Annotated in this window: 16 protein-coding genes; 4 read left to right on the top strand and 12 right to left on the bottom strand. The window is 70.5% G+C overall.

All coding sequences use genetic code 11. The features are described from left to right. Positions 1 to 448 precede the first annotated feature (448 nt). The 7 genes from prcA to arc all read right to left on the bottom strand — a co-directional run bounded on the left by prcA (position 449) and on the right by arc (position 7660). Complete coding sequence (gene prcA / locus ACGFJ7_RS40565; RefSeq protein ID WP_360254554.1) at positions 449 to 1336, bottom strand: proteasome subunit alpha; 888 nt, start codon at positions 1334 to 1336, stop codon at positions 449 to 451. Between the two features lie 50 nt (positions 1337 to 1386). Continuing rightward, a complete protein-coding gene (prcB, locus tag ACGFJ7_RS40560; RefSeq protein WP_360254552.1) occupies positions 1387 to 2226 on the bottom strand; it encodes a proteasome subunit beta in 840 nt (279 codons plus the stop codon). After that, positions 2145 to 2327: an endonuclease domain-containing protein gene (locus ACGFJ7_RS40555; protein WP_360254550.1), complete on the bottom strand. Its 183-nt coding sequence runs from the start codon at positions 2325 to 2327 to the stop codon at positions 2145 to 2147. The genes prcB and ACGFJ7_RS40555 overlap by 82 nt, the downstream gene beginning before the upstream one ends. Before the next feature lie 375 nt (positions 2328 to 2702). Continuing rightward, positions 2703 to 2918 carry a ubiquitin-like protein Pup gene (locus ACGFJ7_RS40550; RefSeq protein WP_097321086.1) on the bottom strand — a complete coding sequence of 72 codons (216 nt, stop codon included), beginning with the start codon at positions 2916 to 2918 and terminating at the stop codon, positions 2703 to 2705. A 99-nt stretch (positions 2919 to 3017) separates the two neighbouring features. Continuing rightward, positions 3018 to 4535, bottom strand: a complete 1518-nt coding sequence (dop, locus tag ACGFJ7_RS40545; RefSeq protein ID WP_360254547.1) for a depupylase/deamidase Dop — start codon at positions 4533 to 4535, stop codon at positions 3018 to 3020. Positions 4536 to 4582: 47 nt separating this feature from the next. Beyond that, positions 4583 to 5818 carry an acyltransferase gene (locus tag ACGFJ7_RS40540; RefSeq protein WP_360254545.1) on the bottom strand — a complete coding sequence of 412 codons (1236 nt, stop codon included), beginning with the start codon at positions 5816 to 5818 and terminating at the stop codon, positions 4583 to 4585. Positions 5819 to 5878: 60 nt separating this feature from the next. Then, the gene (gene arc, locus ACGFJ7_RS40535; RefSeq protein ID WP_360254543.1) at positions 5879 to 7660 is read right to left on the bottom strand and encodes a proteasome ATPase; all 1782 of its coding nucleotides are present in this window, start codon (positions 7658 to 7660) and stop codon (positions 5879 to 5881) included. A 174-nt stretch (positions 7661 to 7834) separates the two neighbouring features. On the opposite strand from arc, the gene ACGFJ7_RS40530 reads away from it, so the two are divergent. Beyond that, positions 7835 to 8128 carry a ferredoxin gene (locus ACGFJ7_RS40530; RefSeq protein ID WP_360254541.1) on the top strand — a complete coding sequence of 98 codons (294 nt, stop codon included), beginning with the start codon at positions 7835 to 7837 and terminating at the stop codon, positions 8126 to 8128. 91 nt (positions 8129 to 8219) lie between these two features. Here the strand turns inward: ACGFJ7_RS40530 and ACGFJ7_RS40525 are convergent, their stop codons facing one another. From ACGFJ7_RS40525 to ACGFJ7_RS40515, 3 genes are all read right to left on the bottom strand, one after another. Continuing rightward, complete coding sequence (locus ACGFJ7_RS40525; protein ID WP_360254539.1) at positions 8220 to 8810, bottom strand: hypothetical protein; 591 nt, start codon at positions 8808 to 8810, stop codon at positions 8220 to 8222. A gap of 108 nt (positions 8811 to 8918) precedes the next feature. After that, a complete protein-coding gene (locus tag ACGFJ7_RS40520; protein WP_360254537.1) occupies positions 8919 to 9899 on the bottom strand; it encodes a tRNA (adenine-N1)-methyltransferase in 981 nt (326 codons plus the stop codon). 8 nt (positions 9900 to 9907) lie between these two features. Continuing rightward, the gene (locus tag ACGFJ7_RS40515) at positions 9908 to 11062 is read right to left on the bottom strand and encodes a site-2 protease family protein (RefSeq protein ID WP_392647268.1); all 1155 of its coding nucleotides are present in this window, start codon (positions 11060 to 11062) and stop codon (positions 9908 to 9910) included. A 76-nt stretch (positions 11063 to 11138) separates the two neighbouring features. Between ACGFJ7_RS40515 and ACGFJ7_RS40510 the strand changes: the two genes are divergently transcribed. From ACGFJ7_RS40510 to ACGFJ7_RS40500, 3 genes are all read left to right on the top strand, one after another. Then, on the top strand, positions 11139 to 12143 hold the full coding sequence (locus tag ACGFJ7_RS40510) for a PD-(D/E)XK nuclease family protein (protein WP_360254535.1): 1005 nt from the start codon (positions 11139 to 11141) through the stop codon (positions 12141 to 12143). 823 nt (positions 12144 to 12966) lie between these two features. After that, entirely contained in the window at positions 12967 to 13665 is a 699-nt protein-coding gene (locus ACGFJ7_RS40505) for a response regulator transcription factor (RefSeq protein WP_360254790.1), read from the top strand. Positions 13666 to 14238: 573 nt separating this feature from the next. Beyond that, positions 14239 to 15096 (top strand): universal stress protein, encoded by an 858-nt coding sequence (locus ACGFJ7_RS40500; RefSeq protein WP_392647265.1) that lies wholly within the window; start codon positions 14239 to 14241, stop codon positions 15094 to 15096. A 58-nt stretch (positions 15097 to 15154) separates the two neighbouring features. Here the strand turns inward: ACGFJ7_RS40500 and ACGFJ7_RS40495 are convergent, their stop codons facing one another. Both ACGFJ7_RS40495 and ACGFJ7_RS40490 read right to left on the bottom strand, forming a co-directional pair. Further along, positions 15155 to 15304 (bottom strand): hypothetical protein, encoded by a 150-nt coding sequence (locus tag ACGFJ7_RS40495; protein WP_392647263.1) that lies wholly within the window; start codon positions 15302 to 15304, stop codon positions 15155 to 15157. After that, a complete protein-coding gene (locus ACGFJ7_RS40490; RefSeq protein ID WP_392647260.1) occupies positions 15304 to 16614 on the bottom strand; it encodes a DUF4097 domain-containing protein in 1311 nt (436 codons plus the stop codon). The genes ACGFJ7_RS40495 and ACGFJ7_RS40490 overlap by 1 nt, the downstream gene beginning before the upstream one ends. Positions 16615 to 16619: the final 5 nt, after the last annotated feature.

The raw sequence follows: 16619 nt of genomic DNA, 5'->3' as shown, positions 1-16619 counted from the left end.
ACGGTGCGATCACCGCCCACGCCTTATCCGTCAGCTCACCACGCCCCACACCTGACACATCAACCAGAACTGATCAACTGATCGGCAGGACACGGCCTAGTTCGACTTCAACCCGTTCAGCAAGGCCTGTTTCCGCGCCGGCGCCTGGTTTGCTCGTGGTGACGAGGTGGACGCGTCGTGGCGGGTGCCGGATGCCGGTTGCGGCGTCCCGGTGGCCGGCCGAGAGGTTGTGGCGCGGCGGCGGGGTTGCCGGCTTCGCGGTGCGGGAACCGAAACCCTCGCCGGACACGAACGGGAGTGAGCCGGTCGCTGGGGGCGGGCGTTCTCGGGGCCGGCGTAGATCCGCGACGGCGCTCCGGGCGAGGCGTAGTGCGGTGTAGGCGGCCAGAACCAGCGCAGGACAGTGTCCAGACCGTGGGGCGCGGCGTTCCCGCCGCGCCCCGCGTTGTCAGGAACCGTCGCCGTTGACGCCGTCGGCCGGCTCGGCCGGGTCCTTCGGCTCGGACGGCTGGGGGGCGGCGGCCTTCTCGGCCGCCTTGTCCTCGGTGTCCTCGGAAGCGGCCGACACGGTCGGCTTGTCGGTGGCCGGGCTCGGCGGCGCCGCGTCGACGTCGCCCAGCTCCTTCTCCGGCACGTCCTGGCCGCCCTCGAGCAGCGTGGACAGGGCGGCCCCGGCGATCCGGCGGAACGCGCGGCCCTTGCGGCGCCGGTCGAGGACCGCCACCTCGAGCTGCTTGGTGGTCAGCTGACGGGTGGCGCCGTTCTCGCCGCCCACGCTGCCCAGCGCCTCGGCCGCCAGGGCCAGCGCCGACGGCAGGTCGGCCGCGGTGTCGTGCCGCTCGCGCAGCACGTTCGAGATCGCCTCGGCCTGCCCGCCCATCGCCATGAAGCCCGGCTCGTCCATCACCGAACCGTCGTAGGTGATCCGGTACAGCTCGTCGGTCTCGGGCGAGGAGCCGACCTGCGCGACGCAGATCTCCACCTCGTACGGCTTCTGGGTCTCGGTGAAGATCGCACCCAGGGTCTGCGTGTACGCGTTGGCGAGGCCGCGCCCGGTCACGTCGCGCCGGTCGTAGCTGTAGCCGTTGAGGTCGGCCATCCGCACGCCGGCCCGGCGCAGGTTCTCGAACTCGTTGTACCGGCCGACCGCCGCGAAACCGATCTTGTCGTAGATCTCGCTGATCTTGCGAAGGGTGGTGATGTTCTCGGCGACCAGCAGGATGCCGCCCTCGTACGTCAGCACCACGGCGGAACGGCCGCGGGCGATGCCCTTGCGGGCGTACTCCGAGCGGTCACGCTGGACCTGCTCGGGTGATGCGTAGAACTGCATGGCCACGGGTGGCTACTCCCTCATGAAGTCGACTGCGGGCTCTGGTCGGCGGGCGTCTAGCCGCCCGGGTTCTCCATGCGGCCGGAGACCACCTGCTCGGCCACCGCGGTGATCTCCTGCTCGGACAGACGGTGCGTGCCGTTCGCCGTCGCGCTCATCACCACCGGGAAGATCTTGCGGGTCAGGTCGGGCCCACCCGTCGCCGTGTCGTCGTCGGCCGCGTCGTACAGCGCCTCGACGGCCAGCCGGACCGCCTCGTCGGTGCTGATGCCGGGCCGGTACTTCTTCTTCAGCGCCGACTTGGCGAACAGCGAGCCGGAGCCGATCGAGTCGTAGCCGGTCTCCTCGTACAGACCGCCGGCCACGTCGAAGCTGAAGATGCGCCCCACCCGGGCCGGGTCGGCCGGGGTCAGGTCGAAGCCCGCGAACAGCGGCACGACCGCGAGGCCCTGCATGGCCGCGCCCAGGTTGCCCCGGACCATGCCGGCCAGCCGGTTCGCCTTGCCGTCGAGCGAGAGCATCGTGCCCTCGATCTTCTCGTAGTGCTCCAGCTCGACCTGGAACAGCCGCATCAGCTCGATGCCGATGCCGGCGGTGCCGGCGATGCCGATCAGCGAGTACGAGTCGGCGGGGTGCACCTTCTCGATGTCGCGGCTGGCGATGAGGTTGCCCATGGTCGCCCGGCGGTCGCCGCCCATGACCACGCCCTCGGCGGTGGCGATGGCCACGATCGTCGTACCGTGCGGCGCGATGTCAGCGGCCATCCCCGGCGGCAGCGGCCGGCGCCCCGGCAACATCTCGGGCGCCGCCTGGGTCAGGAACTGCGTGAAGGACGACGTCCCCGAGTTTTGGAAGAATGCTGGTAGACGCCCGGATGGATCAAAGTCCATTGCCACGTGGTTCCTTTCAGATACGTGATCGCCTCGGCGAGGAACACAGGATTGTCCCGGAACTGCCCGAGCCCGCCGTTGCAGTTGAAGCACAATATCCCGCGCACCCATCCAGTGCGATGATCGTGATCGACGTGTTGAGGGTCAGGAGCGCCACAGATCGCACCCCACCCTGCTCCGCCAGAAGCTCTTCAACGTCAGCTTCGGTGATGCCGTAGCGCCGCCGAAGGTGATACTCGCGAGAGCCACCCCAGAGCCGTTCCCTCGACTCCCGGCCGCGCGCGTTGGGACAGGGCTTGCAGTACCGGCCGTGGCCACCACTGTCGTTTCGGCTGCGGGGAAACTCCGCCAACGGCTTCGTCTCCCCGCAATCAGGGCAATAGCAGAGATCGGGCGGCTTCCACTCGCCGCAATCGCGACAGCGACGCCGCCCGTTCTCATCATCGCCCGGGAGAGGCATGTCCGATTTGTTCGGCTATGCCCTATTCTCCGCCCTTTTGCACGTATCCGCGCACAAATTCTTCGGCGTTCTCTTCGAGGACCGAGTCGATTTCGTCCAGGAGGTCGTCGACGTCCTCGGTGATTTCGGCGTGCCGCTCGGCTACCTCCGGGTTGGCCTCAGTGGTGACGTCCTCAACCTCTGAGTCCTGCCGGCCCTTGCCGGACTGCGACTGACCGCCGGTGTCTCGAGTTGCCATGGGGTACCACCTTTCTAGCCACCCGAAGCCCGCGACATCGGGTGGCTAAAACCTACCTCGCCGTTACGACAAAAAACCGCCCGTGGCCGCTCGTGTTTCTCAGCGGCTCGTGATGACTTCGAGGAGGTCCTTCGCGCTCTCGCACTTGTCGAACAGCGCGCCCACGTGCTTCTTGGTGCCGCGCTCGGGCTCCATCATCGGCACCCGCACCAGCGACTCGCGCCCGACGTCGAAGATGACCGAGTCCCAGCTCGCCGCGACCACTTCGGACGCGTACTGGGCCAGGCAGCGCCCGCGGAAGTACGCACGCGTGTCCTCCGGCGGCTCGGACATGGCCAGCTGCACGTCGGCCGGGTCGAGCAGCGTCTTCATCGAGCCGCGGGCCACCAGCCGGTGGTAGAGGCCCTTCTCCGGGCGCACGTCGGAGTACTGCAGGTCGACGAGCTGGAGTTTCGGCGACGACCAGGTGAGGTTCTCCCGCTCGCGGTAGCCCTCGAGCAGCCGCAGCTTGGCCACCCAGTCGAGGGTGTCGGCGCACTCGAACGGGTCGCGGCCGAGCTTGTCCAGGACGTCTTCCCAGCGGTCGAGCACGTCGAGGGTCTGCTCGTCGGCGTCGTCGCCCTCGCGCTCCTCGACGAACGCGCGGGCCCGCTCGTAGTACGCCCACTGCAGGTCGAGCGCCGTGAGGCGGCGGCCGTCGCGCAGGCGGATCAGGTGTTTGAGCGAGGGGTCGTGGCTGACCGATTTCAGCTCGCTGACCGGGTCGGCGATGCCGAGGTCGCCGCTGAAGACCTTCTCCTCGATCATGTTGAGGACCAGCGACGTGGTGCCGACCTTGAGGTAGGTGGCGATCTCGGAGAGGTTGGCGTCGCCGATGATGACGTGCAGGCGCCGGTACTTGTCGGCGTCGGCGTGCGGCTCGTCGCGGGTGTTGATGATCGGCCGCTTCAGGGTGGTCTCGAGTCCGACCTCGACCTCGAAGAAGTCGGCCCGCGAGGAGATCTGGAAGCCGGAGCCGGAGCCGTCCTGCCCGAGGCCGACGCGGCCGACACCGGTGAAGATCTGCCGGGTGACGAAGAACGGCGTCAGGTGGGCGACGATGTCGGCGAACGGCGTCTGCCGGCGCATCAGGTAGTTCTCGTGCGACCCGTACGAGGCGCCCTTGTTGTCGGTGTTGTTCTTGTAGAGCTGGATGCGGTGGGTGCCGGGGATCGTGGCGGCCCGCCGCGACGCCTCGGCCATGACCCGCTCGCCGGCCTTGTCCCACTTGACGATGTCGAGCGGGTTGGTGCACTCGGGCGTGCTGTACTCGGGGTGCGCGTGGTCGACGTAGAGCCGGGCGCCGTTGGTCAGTATCACGTTGGCCAGGCCGAGGTCTTCGTCGGCGAGGGCGTCGGCCGGGTCGTAGGCGGCCCCGGAGTAGGTGAATCCGCGTGCGTCGCGCAGCGGCGACTCTTCCTCGTAGTCCCACCGGGCGCGGCCGCCGCGGTTCAACTCGGGTCGTGCGCCGTAGGCATTGACCACCTGCGATGAGGTGACCATCGGGTTGGCGCCGGGCTGCCCCGGGACGGAGATGCCGTACTCGACCTCGGTGCCCATAATCCGTCGAACGCTCATGCGACCACCCCGCCCGCCGTACTGCCCCTGCTGCTCATGTACCGAGCCTAGACGCTCTGGCGCTCGTTCTCGCCCCGGGCCGTGCCCGGCAGCGCACGCTCGGTGGCCGTTATCGGCCTCGCCGGGCCGGGTCCAGCGATCTTGCGAACCAGTCGCTGGGCGGGAAGTTCCACCATTCGGTACGAGAGCCACGCCAGTCCTATCGCTCCAATGAGGTACGTAACCCCAGCGAGCAGGCGTACGAGGACGGGCTGCGTCCCGAGTTCCGGGACGATGCGGAGGGTCAGGAAGAGCAGAACGACGTGCAGCAGATACAGCGAGTAGCTGATCCGTCCGAGCCATGGCAAAACGAGGGGCATGGCCCGGTTTCGCATGGCGTATGCGAAAAGGAACGTGACGGCGAGCGCGGCCGTCGTCGCGTACGTCCTTTGCGAACCGAGAAGCCCGAGAGTGACCATCGTCAGGGCCGTGAGGCCGGCGAAGCGGCCGATCTGGCCGTGCTGCCAGCGGTAGACGACGGTGCCCGCGAACATCACGGCCAGGAACGTCAGGGCTTGCCGGGAGGAGGTGACGGTGCTGTCGGCGGTCGGATGCCCGTTGAGCGCCGGCACAAACACCACGGCCAGGCCGAGAACCCCGGCCAGCTTCACGAAGCGCCGCTTCAGACAGGCCAGGACCACCAGAGCCACGACAATGAGGAGTACGCCGGCGAGCACGCGACGCCGCGCGAAAGTGTCTCCGAACAGATCGTCGGGCAGGTACGGCCCGGCCAGCAGCGAGACGATCGCGAGCCCGGCCGCCCACCAGGCGCTGAGCCGGTGCAGGCGCCAGGCGTAGAGCCCGGTGACGATCAGGTAGAACACCATCTCGTACGACAAGGTCCAGAAGACCCGGACCACGCCGCGCAGCCCGGCCAGATCGGGGGTCATGCTCGCGTGGGCGAGGACGCCGGTCACGGTCTCGGCCCGCAGGGAACCTTGCCAGCGCATGAGCCCGGCCGTGACCAGCAGCGTGACCAGGGCGATCGTGACCAGGTAGGCCGGGTAGATCCGCAGCAGACGGCCGATCCAGAACCGGCGCAGCGAGCCGTGCCGCTCCAGCGACATCGGGATGACGTAGCCACTGACCAGGAAGAACAGGAGTACGCCGTACTTGCCGACGTCGATCTGGCGGTAGATCGCCAGGTGGCGGTCGACGCCGATCATCTGCGGGCTGAGATGGAACAGGACGACGGTGAGCGCCGCGTAGCCGCGCAGCGCGTCGAGCCACGCCATACGTCTCATGCCGTGGAGAACGACGACGCGGGCCGGGGGAAACCCCCGGCCCGCGTCTTACCGCTGTCGTTACAGGTACTGACCGGTGTTGCTGGCCGTCTCGATGGAACGGCCGGCCTCGGCGCCCTTGCCGCCGGAGACGAGCGTACGGATGTAGACGATCCGCTCGCCCTTCTTGCCGGAGATGCGGGCCCAGTCGTCCGGGTTGGTCGTGTTGGGCAGGTCCTCGTTCTCGCGGAACTCGTCGACGCAGGAGTCGAGCAGGTGCTGCAGGCGCAGCCCCTTCTTGCCGGAGGTGAGGAATTCCTTGATGGCCATCTTCTTGCCGCGGTCCACGATGTTCTGGATCATCGCGCCGGAGTTGAAGTCCTTGAAGTACAGGACCTCCTTGTCACCGTTGGCGTAGGTGACCTCCAGGAAGCGGTTCTCCTCGGACTCCGTGTACATCCGCATGACCACGGCGTCGATCATCGCGGCGACCGTGACGTCGGCGTCGTTGCCGTGCTCGGCCAGGTCTTCCGAGCTCAGCGGCAGGCCCGGCAGGATGTACTTGCCGAAGATGTCCTTGGCCGCCTCGGCGTCCGGGCGCTCGATCTTGATCTTCACGTCGAGCCGGCCCGGCCGCAGGATGGCCGGGTCGATCATGTCCTCGCGGTTGGAGGCGCCGATCACGATCACGTTCTCCAGGCCCTCGACGCCGTCGATCTCGCTGAGGAGCTGGGGAACGATCGTGTTCTCCACGTCGCTGGAGACACCGGAGCCACGGGTCCGGAAGATCGAGTCCATCTCGTCGAAGAACACGATCACCGGGGTGCCCTCGCCGGCCTTCTCACGGGCCCGCTGGAAGACCAGGCGGATGTGCCGCTCGGTCTCACCCACGTACTTGTTCAGCAGCTCCGGGCCCTTGATGTTGAGGAAGTAGCTGGTGTGCTTCTCCTCGCCCCGGCGCTCGGCGATCTTCTTGGCCAGCGAGTTGGCCACCGCCTTGGCGATCAGGGTCTTGCCACAGCCGGGCGGGCCGTAGAGCAGGATGCCCTTCGGCGGGCGCAGCTGGTGCTCCCGGAACAGGTCGGCGTGCAGGAACGGCAGCTCCACCGCGTCGCGGATCTGCTCGATCTGCGAGTGCAGGCCACCGATGTCGGTGTAGTCGACGTCGGGGACCTCCTCGAGGACGAGCTCCTCGACCTCGCTCTTGGGGATCCGCTCGTAGGCGTACGCCGACCGCGGCTCGATCATGAGCGAGTCGCCCGCGCGGAGCTTCTCGATCTCGAGCGAGTCGGCCAGGGAGACGATGCGCTCCTCGTCGGCGTGCGACACCACGAGCGCCCGGTCGCCGCGCTGCCCGTCGGGGCCCGCGAGGACCTCCTTGAGCGTGACGACCTCACCGGTGCGCTCGAAGCCGAACGCGTCGACCACGTTGAGCGCGTCGTTGAGCAGTACTTCCTGGCCACGCTGGAGGTCCTCGACCGTCAGCGACGGCGAGACCGCCACGCGAAGCTTGCGGCCGCCGGTGAAGACATCGACGGTGCCGTCCTCGTGTGCCGTCAGGAATACGCCGTAGCCGCTGGGCGGCTGGGCGAGCCGGTCAATCTCTTCCTTGAGAGTGACGATCTGGGCCCGGGCTTCCTTCATGGTCGCCACGAGCCGGTCGTTGTTCTCGGTCACTCGGGCCAGCTGCGCCTGCGTCGCCGCAAGCCGTTCCTCGAGCTGCCGGACGTGTCGTGGGCTTTCGGTCAACTTCCGCCTGACAAGGGCGAGTTCCTCCTGCAGGAACGCGACCTGGCTGGAGAGATCGTTGGCCTCTTTTTCCCAACGTGCGGCGCGGTTGTCCGCCTCGTCGCTGCGTGCCACGTCCCACCTCCCCGGGGGCTCGAACGTCTTGGGTTAACACTAGCCGCTGCGGGCCGGATTTCGACCCATGCAACACCCTCGTCACCGAGTCTTGATCCATTCGGCCGGTCCTCGCAAGTGTCTTGTCGGACCGTTCCGGTACGGTCGGCGGGGGCTACTTGCGGGAGGTACGGGGTGACGGCGCGGACCGGGAACGAGGAGTTGCAGGTCTGGGTCGATCAGGACCTGTGCACCGGTGACGGGCTCTGTGTGCAGTACGCGCCGGAGGTTTTCGAGCTCGACATCGACGGACTCGCGTACGTCAAGGACACCGCCGGTGAGCTGCTGCAATCTCCCGGTGAGCGCACGCCGGTGCCGCGTCGCCTGCTGCTCGAGGTGATCGACTCGGCCAAGGAGTGCCCGGGCGACTGCATCCACGTCGTGCGGCGCGCCGACGACGTCGAGATCGCCGGCCCCGACGCCGCCTGAGGTCTTTGCCACACAACAGCTTTCGCCGCATCCGCGGTCGGCTGAACCGGCCGTAAATTCGCGGAAAAAGTCACACGGACGTAACCGAGGTTTAGAGTGTCGGCCGTCCCACCAACGACGCAACGACGCGCGAAAACTCCTCAAGACGGGCGATTTGTCCGGGTCCGCCGTCGTCGAGGGTCTTGCCGAAGCGCAGCGCGTCGTGCCGGATCGTCTGCCGCGACTCGCCCTCGTCCATGCCGGGCGGCGGCACCGCGTCGTCGACCGAGCTCAGCAGCAGGTAGACGTCGATGCTGTCGACCCGGGCCTGCCCGTTCGAGGTGCGGGTGAGCCGGCGGCGGCAGCCCACCTCGGTGACCGTCGACAGCGGCACCACCCGCAGCGACGAGGTCATCGAGCCGACCGGGCCGTCGCCGGGCGCCACGTCCTCACCGTGCCACAACACCAGCCGGCTGCCGTCGCAGATGACGACCTCCTGCCAGACGCCGTTCACCTCGTTGACGAAACGCTCGAGGGTGAAGCAGAGCACCGAGGCCCCGCGCAGGACCCCGAAGAGCGCGTCCAGCGCCACTTCGGGGTCACGCAGATAGGCCCGGGCCGCCGAGTCGAGATCCTGGTACGGCGACCAGTCGGGGAAGACCGCCGGCATCTCGTTGCTGCCGCCGAATGGCGGAGAGCTCATCGCGCCCACCGGTCCCTCCCCCGTCGACCACCCCGCCCGCCACACTTGAACGGACTGAGGCAGTTCTCCTGTCGCCGCTTGGAAGCTACCCGACCCAGCCCGGTGGCGTCACATCTCCGGGGCAGTCTCGGGGCCCTCTTCGTCCGAGCGAGTGTCATCGATCTCGGCCACGGCCGCGGCGGCCAGGGCGGCCTGGGCGGCGCGGCGCAGCGCGTACGCCTCGGCGCCCTTGCTCGGCTTGCGCCGGCGCGGCGGTGCGGTCACACCGGGCGCTAGCTTGCGCGCCGAGACCAGGAAGGCGGTGTGCGCGATCATGCGGTGGTCGGGGCGTACGGCCAGGCCCTCGGCGTGCCAGTCGCGCACCAGCGACTCCCAGGCCCGCGGCTCGGTCCAGCCGCCACGCTCACGCAGCGCCTCCACCAATTCGGACATCTGCGGCGTGGTTGCCACGTACCCGATGAAAACACCGCCCGGGATGAGCGAACGCTCGACCATGTCGAGCGCCTCCCACGGGGTCAGCATGTCGAGGATGATCCGGTCGAAACCGGTCTCGGTGTTCGTCGCCACGTCGCCGTGGTGCACGTGCCAGGCCGGGTGCGGGCCGCCCAGGAAGGCCTCGACGTTCTTGCGGGCGATCGCGGCGAAATCCTCGCGCAACTCGTACGAGTGAAGCTCACCCGACGTGCCGATGGCCCGCAGCAGCGACATCGACAGGGCGCCGGAGCCGACGCCGGCCTCGAGCACCTTGGCGCCCGGGAAGATGTCGCCCATGGCGACGATCTGCGCGGCGTCCTTCGGGTAGATGACCTGCGCGCCGCGCGGCATCGACAAGACGTAGTCGCTGAGCAGTGGGCGGAGCGCGAGATAGGCCGTACCACCGGAAGAAGTCACCACGCTGCCGTCGGGCAGGCCGATCAGCGCGTCGTGGGCCAGCGCGCCCCGGTGGGTGTGGAACTCCTTGCCCGGCTGCAGCACGATCGTGTGCATCCGGTTCTTCGGGTCCGTGAGCTGGACGCGATCGCCCTCCCGGAACGGCCCGCGGTGCGCGGGCAGCGATTCGGTGTCGACAGCTTCAGGCGTAAGGGTCACAGCGTCTTTCACTTCCGTTGCTTAATGGGACGGCGGGGCTCCAGCACCTGGGCGACGTCGCCGACGCGGAGCACCCCGACGACGTCCTCGCCGGAGATGACCACGTACTGCGCGGCGGGATGCGCCTGGAGCGCGCGCACCACCTGCTCGCCGCTGAGGTCCAGCGGCAGCGCGGGCACCGCGTCACGCGAACGCGACACGCTGTCCACCGCCACCCAGGGGCGGCGATCCACGGGAACCCGCTCGGCGGCGACCGGGTCGACCAGTGCGGTGAGATTACCGGCCGAGTCCGAGACGGCCAGCACCACGTTCGGCCGGGGGTCCTCCGAGCGGCGCCGCTGCGCCTCACCCAGCGGCGTGCCGGCCGGCACGGTGAGCAGCGGGCGGGCCAGCTCACGCAGCTTGACGAGCGGGAAACGCCGGGTCATCCGGGCCAGCCGGATCGACTGGCCGGCGCCCTGCCAGAGCGTGAAGACGACCAGCAGGACGAAGAGCATGCCGAACAGGGTGAGCGTGCCCAGCTGGAAGAACCAGAGGGCGACCATGCCGGTGGCGAAGGCGAGCACCCGCCCGGCCCAGCCGGCGGCCTCGGTGGCCCGGTTCCGGTCCTTGATCAGGGCCCACAGTCCCGCCCGCAGCGCCCGCCCGCCGTCCAGCGGCAGCCCCGGCAGCACGTTGAAGAGCGCGACCAGGATGTTGCTGGCGGCGAGCTGGAAAGCGATCTGCCCGGCGGTCGTCCGGTCCGGGAGCGCGAACGTGGCCGCGGTGGCCACCCCGCCCAGCACCAGGGACACGGCCGGCCCGGCCAGGCTGACCAGGGCGTCGACCCGTGGGGTGGGCGCGTCGCGGTCCATCTCGGTCCAGCCGCCCAGCAGCTCCAGGGTGATCCCGCGCACCCCGATGCCGAAGCGGCGCGCGGTCAGCGCGTGACCCAGCTCGTGCAGCAGCACGGAGCCGAGCAGGCAGATCACGAAGCCGAACCCGACCAGGTACGCGACCGGACCCGGCAGGTCGAGCCCGTCGCGGACATAGTTGCCGTACACATAGGTGACCAGCACGGCGAGCAGGATCATCGACCCGTTCACGAAGACCGGGATGCCGAGGACGTGACCCACCGGCCGGGCGCCGCGGCGGTTCCTGGGTGTCGTCCTGCTCTCGTCCACGCCGTCGATGCTACGGAGTCGGTGTCACGGGACGGTCAGCGCGTTTTCGTCGTACCCCTGCCCTAGCCTCTTGGACATGACAGCACCCACGGTCTCCCCACCCCCGCCCGGCTCCTCCCGCCGGGACTCCACCGACCGGCCGGCCGGGCCCTCGCTGTCGCCGTCGCGGGCGGCCGACTTCAAGACGTGCCCGCTGCTGTTCCGCTTCCGCACCATCGACAAGCTCCCCGAGCAGCCTTCGGCCGATCAGGTACGCGGCACGCTCGTCCACGCCGTACTGGAAAGCCTCTTCGACCTGCCCGCCGCCGAGCGCACCCCCGAGGCCGCGGCGGCCCTGGTCGAGCCCGCCTGGCAGCGCATTCTGACCGAGGAGCCCCGCGCCGCCGAGATCCTGACCGAGTCGCCCCGCCGCGGCGTGACCGACCCGGCCGCCGTCGCCGCCGAGGCCGACGCCACCGGCTCGGCCATCCCTGGCCAGACGGCCCTGGTCGACGTGCCCGAGGACGCCCGGCTGGCCCGCTTCCTCGACAGTGCCCGCGACCTGCTGCCCGGCTACTTCGCGGTCGAAGACCCCAGACGCCTCGAGCCGGCCCAGCGCGAGAGCCTGGTCTCCACCCTGATCGACGACGAGTTGCTGATCCGCGGCTACATCGACCGCCTCGACGTCTCCCCCGCCGGCGACCTGCGCGTGGTCGACTACAAGACCGGCGGCGCCCCTCGCGAGGCCTTCGAGGGCCGCGCGCTGTTCCAGCTGAAGTTCTACGCCCTGGTCCTGTGGCGCACCCGGGGCGTGGTCCCCCGCGTCCTGCGCCTGCTCTACCTCAAGGACGCCGAGGCCCTCGACTACAGCCCCGAGGCCGAGGAACTGGAACGCTTCGAGCGCACGCTGGTGGCCCTGTCCGCCGCCATCGAGCGCGCCAAGAAGGACCAGGACTTCCGCCCCAAACCCAGCCGCCTCTGCGGGTGGTGCAACCACCAGGCCCTGTGCCCCGAGTTCGGCGGCACCCCGCCCCCGTTCCCGGCCACCCCCGACGTCCTCCAGATCGACACCACTCCCACCGACGACGACCGCCTGGCATGACCGGCAGTCCCCGGCTGATCCACTCGACCCCGTCCTTATGTGCCGTCCCCCACCGTGACGTCCGCCTGGCACATCCCGACCCTGTTCCTGGACGGTTTGTCGGCAATGGACGGTGTGTCCCGCCGGACCCGGCAATACTCCGCAACATCGTGCCCGAGCCGGACGAGAGCTACCGGCTGCCCGCGCCCCTCGCCCACGTGCCCGTCTCACGCCCCGCGACCCCACCCGAGGGCACGGGTGCCGGGATCGGCGGTACGGAGGCCCACGCGCTACTGGCCGAACGGCGCTGGCGGCCCATCGCCCAGGAAGCTCTGGCCCGCCCTTGGACTCCGGCGTCGCCAAGAAGCCGATCCTCGCCGCCTCACCAAACCCACCAACTGCCTGAGCCTCGCGTCCGGACAGGGCACCAGGTGTGGCGTCGCGGCCGGGTGCCGGGGTTAGTGCTGCACTGGGGTATCGGGGTCAGCGCTTCACTGGGCGCGGGGATCAGCGCTTCACTGGGCGCCAGGGTCAGCGCTGCGGCCCGTGCCGGGCCGGCGGTAGGGCGGGCTCCGGGCATGTCGCCGGTTCCGAGCGCTGGGCCGGGCGCGGGATCGGCACTGGGCTGGGCGTCGGTGCGCCGGGCGTCAGACTGAGCACGAGTTCGGCGGCGAACGGGCGCTGGCCGGATGCTGCGTCGGGGTCGCGTGCGGCGCGGAGCCCTGTCGTCGGGCAGGGCCTCGGGGCCGGCGGTGGTGATCAAGGGCTCCGGTGGCGGTGGGACGTCGTTCGGGGTGTCGGGATCGCTTAGGGTGGCCGCCATGTGCGTCGCTGTTGGCCGGGAGTGCCGGTGACCGTTCTGCGACCGCTGCGGGTCTTGGTGGCTGATGCGGCTCCTATGCAGCGGTCGGGGCTTCGGATGGTTCTTAGCGGGGCCTCAGCCGATGGGGGCGCGGCCGAGATCGTGGTGGCGGGCGAGACGGGGGACGGCGGCGAAGCTGTCGACCTCGCTCGGCGGCTTCTGCCCGACGTGCTGATCACCGATCTGGCGCTGCCGCGCGTCGACGGGCTCGGGGTCGCCCGGGCGGTCACCGAGGCCGGGCTTCCGGTGCGAGTGCTCGTCATGGGGGCCGGCGACACCGACGACGACGTGCTCGCCGCCATCGCGGCGGGGGCGGCCGGGTTTCTGAGCAAGGACGTGCCTGGTGCCGAGCTGATCGCGGCCGTACGGGCGGTCGCGGCCGGCGGGGCGGTCATCACGCCGGCGGTGCTGGCGCGGATCCTGGCCCGGGTCGCCGACGCGCTGCCGGCGCCCGAGACCACGACGGCCAGCAAACTCGACGCGCTCACCGAACGGGAACGGGAAGTCCTCGTGCACGTGGCCCGCGGGCACTCCAACGCCGAGATCGCCGCCGCGCTACGGGTCAGCGAAACCACCATCAAGACCCACGTCGGTCACGTGCTGACCAAGCTGCGCCTACGCGATCGCACCCAGGCCGTAGTCCTCGCCTACGAGACGGGCCTGGTCAAGCCGGGCGCCTGACCCGCTGCCGCTACCGGGGGTGCCGCTGCCGGGGTATCCGTGCGCCGGGTGGCTGCCGGGTACCGGTGCCGCGTGCGGCGTGTCGCTGCCCGGTGCCGCGTACCCCTGCCGGGTGCCGCGTGCCCCCGCCGCGTGCCGCCGTCCGGTGCCGCGTGCCCCTGCCAGGTACGGCTTGCCGCTGCCGGGGTGCGGCTTGCCGGTGCCGGGGTGCGGCTTGCCAGTGCCGGGGGCGGCTTGCCAGTGCCGGGGACGGCTTACCAGTGCCGGGGACGGCTTACCAGTGCCGGAGGGCGGCTTGCCAGTGCCGGGGCGGCTTGCCGGTGCCGCGGGGCTGTTGGAAGTGCCGCGAGGCGCTGGCGGATGCGGTGCGGGTGCGGGACGCCGCTGGTACTTCCGGTGCCGCTGTCCGCAGCCAAGTGCAGGTGCCGGTAGCGGGTGTGGGTGACGGTGGCGGGTGTGGGTGGCGGGCGTAGGTGGCGGGTGTGGATGACGGGTGGCGGGTGAGGGATGGCGGTGGCGGGTGTCACGGAACTCGGGGCTGCGGTGTCTTCGTGGGAAACGAGGAGGCACATCATGGCCGCGCCGGTGATTGTGGGAATTGACGGGTCCGAGCAAGCTCTGTCCGCTGTCAGGGCCGCGGCCGTTCAAGCGTGGCAGCGGAAGCTTCCACTTCGGATCGTGCACGCCTTCGTCTGGCCCTCGCTTCACGTGGGTGTCGGGCCCGTTGCCGATGACACGCCGGGCACTGGGCTTCGGCACCACGCCGAGGATCTGCTGGTGGAGGCGGCTGGGGTGGCGGCCGAGGCCGCGCCCGGGGTGCCGGTCGGCACGGCGCTGATCGACGGGGCGGCCACCCCTGTGCTGCTTGGCGAATCCCGCCAGGCTTCTCTGCTCGTGCTCGGCGACCGGGGGCTGGGTGGCGTCAGCGGGCTGATCATCGGCTCGGTGGCCGTGCATGCGAGCGCCCACGCACACTGTCCCGTCCTGGTGGTGCGGGGAGCCGGCCATCCCGGCGGACCGGTCGTGGTGGGCGTGGACGGGTCCGAGAGTTCACGGCTTGCCGTCGCGGCGGCGTTCGAGCAGAGCGCCGCCGCCGGTGCCGAGCTGGTCGCCGTCCTCGCCGGTGACGACGGTCTGGCGGGGCGGCTGCTGCTCGGTGAGGTGCTGGCCGGCTGGGGCGAGCGCTATCCGCAAGTGCGGGTGCGGGCGGAGGCCGTACGGGAAAGCGCCCGGAAGGTCTTGACCGAACGCTCGAGGACGGCGCGGCTGATCGTGGTCGGGGCACGGGGACGCGGCGCCTTCGAAGGGCTCGTGCTCGGTTCGGTCAGTCAGGCGCTGCTGCATCACGCGGGCTGCCCGGTCGAGGTGGTGCGGGCGCCGAAGGTCGAGCCGTCCGGCAACGTTGACATGTTCCCCGCGAAAGCGTCCTGAGCGGCCCACGGCACGGCGAAACGCCCCGAGCGGGGCTCGGGGCGTTTCGGGCGGCGGGTCAGCCGCGGCGCGGGTTCGGGGTGGGGCCGCGGCTCACGGGCCACTCCGGCGGGCCGAAGCGGTCGGCGCGGCCTCGGCGGCCGGTCAGGAGGCGGCGGCGTACGCCGGTGGCGGAGTTCTCGACGCCGAAACGGTTGTCCGGGAACATCAGGCTGCCCTTCTCTCGGTGGCGCGGAAGATGTGGATGTCGCCGCTGGCCGTGCGGACCCGCAGCTCGACCGTGCCGGCGCCGTCGGCCGAGGGCGGGAGCACGTCGTCGGGCACAGCCTCGGGCGCGGGGCCGAACCCGCGCACGGAGCCAGGTTCAAACCCGGGACCGGGCTCGAATCCAGGGCCAGGCTCGAATCCAGGGCCAGGCTCGGAACCAGGACCAGGCTCGAACCGTGAGCGAGGCACAGGCGGGAAGCCGGGCGGGGGCGGGGCACCGGGACCCGGCGGCGCGGGCGGCGCGGGCGGAGCGCCGGGAGCCGGCGGAGCAGTCGGCCCGGAAGAAGGCGGCGGGCCGGGAACGCCGCCGGGACCCGGCCGGAACCCAGGACCGGGGCCGGGGCGGAAGTCGGGGCCGGGGCCGGGGTGGTGGCCGGGAGTCGCGCGGAAGCCGGTGCCGGGCTCGTAGCCGAAGGTCGGTACGTGGACGGACTGGAGCATGGCCTTCAGGCCCGGCACCGCCGACAGGCCCGGCAGGGAGTCCAGGTCGACGAAGGCGCCCAGGCCCACGCCCGGCGCCGGCGGTGGTGCTGCCGTGCCGGCCGCTTCCGGGGTCAGGTCGCTGGTGGTACGGCCGGAGGCGCTGCTCAGGTCGAGCCAGACGCGCGTACCCGGCGTGATGCCGACGCTGACGTCACCCGAGGCCGTGCGGATGTCGCCGGTGCCGTTCGCCAGGCGGCCGATTTCGATGTCGCCGCTGGCGACCGTGGAGCGGACCGAGCCGCCGATGCTGTCGATGCGGATGTCGCCGCTGGCCGTCTTGGCGCTGACGTCACCGGTGACGTCACCGATGCGCAGGTCGCCCGAGGAGCTTTCCGCCTTCAGGGAGCCGCCGACCCGGCGTACCCGCAGATCCCCGCTGGCCGCCTGGAGCCGGGCGTCGCCGGTGACGTCGGCCAGGTCCACGTCGGCCGAGGCCAGGTCGAGTTCGACGGCCGACCAGACGCCGTCGGCCCGGACGTCGGCCGCCGTGCTGCGGCCGGTCAGCGCGCTGCCCAGTGGCACCCGGGCGGTGACGCGCAGTTTCGGTGAGCGGCGCAGCCGCCAGCCGGAGTCGGCGCCGGGTGGCTCGATGAGCAGCCGGTCGCCCTCGAGGACGACCCGGGTGCGGTCGGCGTCGTCGCGGCCCTTGTCGTCGAACGGCTCGATGTCGACCAGCACCGAGTCGCGGGACTCGGCGACCAGGTCGACCGTGCCGTTGAGGGCCCGCAGCGCGATGACGACCGGCGCCGGGTGCTCGAACTCGTACATGGGAG

The sequence above is a fragment of the Actinoplanes sp. NPDC048988 genome, from assembly GCF_043197815.1.
Classification (GTDB): Bacteria; Actinomycetota; Actinomycetes; order Mycobacteriales; family Micromonosporaceae; genus Actinoplanes.
The sequence above is the reverse complement of the archived record's forward strand: the minus strand, read 5'-3'. Positions and strand labels throughout refer to the sequence as shown.

Bases quoted from the DNA above. Each gene is read 5' to 3' on its own strand.
- ACGFJ7_RS40540 (WP_360254545.1), bottom strand. From the start codon at position 5,818: ATGAGACGTATGGCGTGGCTCGACGCGCTGCGCGGCTACGCGGCGCTC.
- ACGFJ7_RS40500 (WP_392647265.1), top strand. From the start codon at position 14,239: ATGGCCGCGCCGGTGATTGTGGGAATTGACGGGTCCGAGCAAGCTCTG.
- ACGFJ7_RS40495 (WP_392647263.1), bottom strand. From the start codon at position 15,304: ATGTTCCCGGACAACCGTTTCGGCGTCGAGAACTCCGCCACCGGCGTA.
- dop (WP_360254547.1), bottom strand. From the start codon at position 4,535: ATGAGCGTTCGACGGATTATGGGCACCGAGGTCGAGTACGGCATCTCC.
- ACGFJ7_RS40550 (WP_097321086.1), bottom strand. From the start codon at position 2,918: ATGGCAACTCGAGACACCGGCGGTCAGTCGCAGTCCGGCAAGGGCCGG.
- ACGFJ7_RS40490 (WP_392647260.1), bottom strand. From the start codon at position 16,614: ATGTACGAGTTCGAGCACCCGGCGCCGGTCGTCATCGCGCTGCGGGCC.
- ACGFJ7_RS40525 (WP_360254539.1), bottom strand. From the start codon at position 8,810: ATGAGCTCTCCGCCATTCGGCGGCAGCAACGAGATGCCGGCGGTCTTC.
- ACGFJ7_RS40510 (WP_360254535.1), top strand. From the start codon at position 11,139: ATGACAGCACCCACGGTCTCCCCACCCCCGCCCGGCTCCTCCCGCCGG.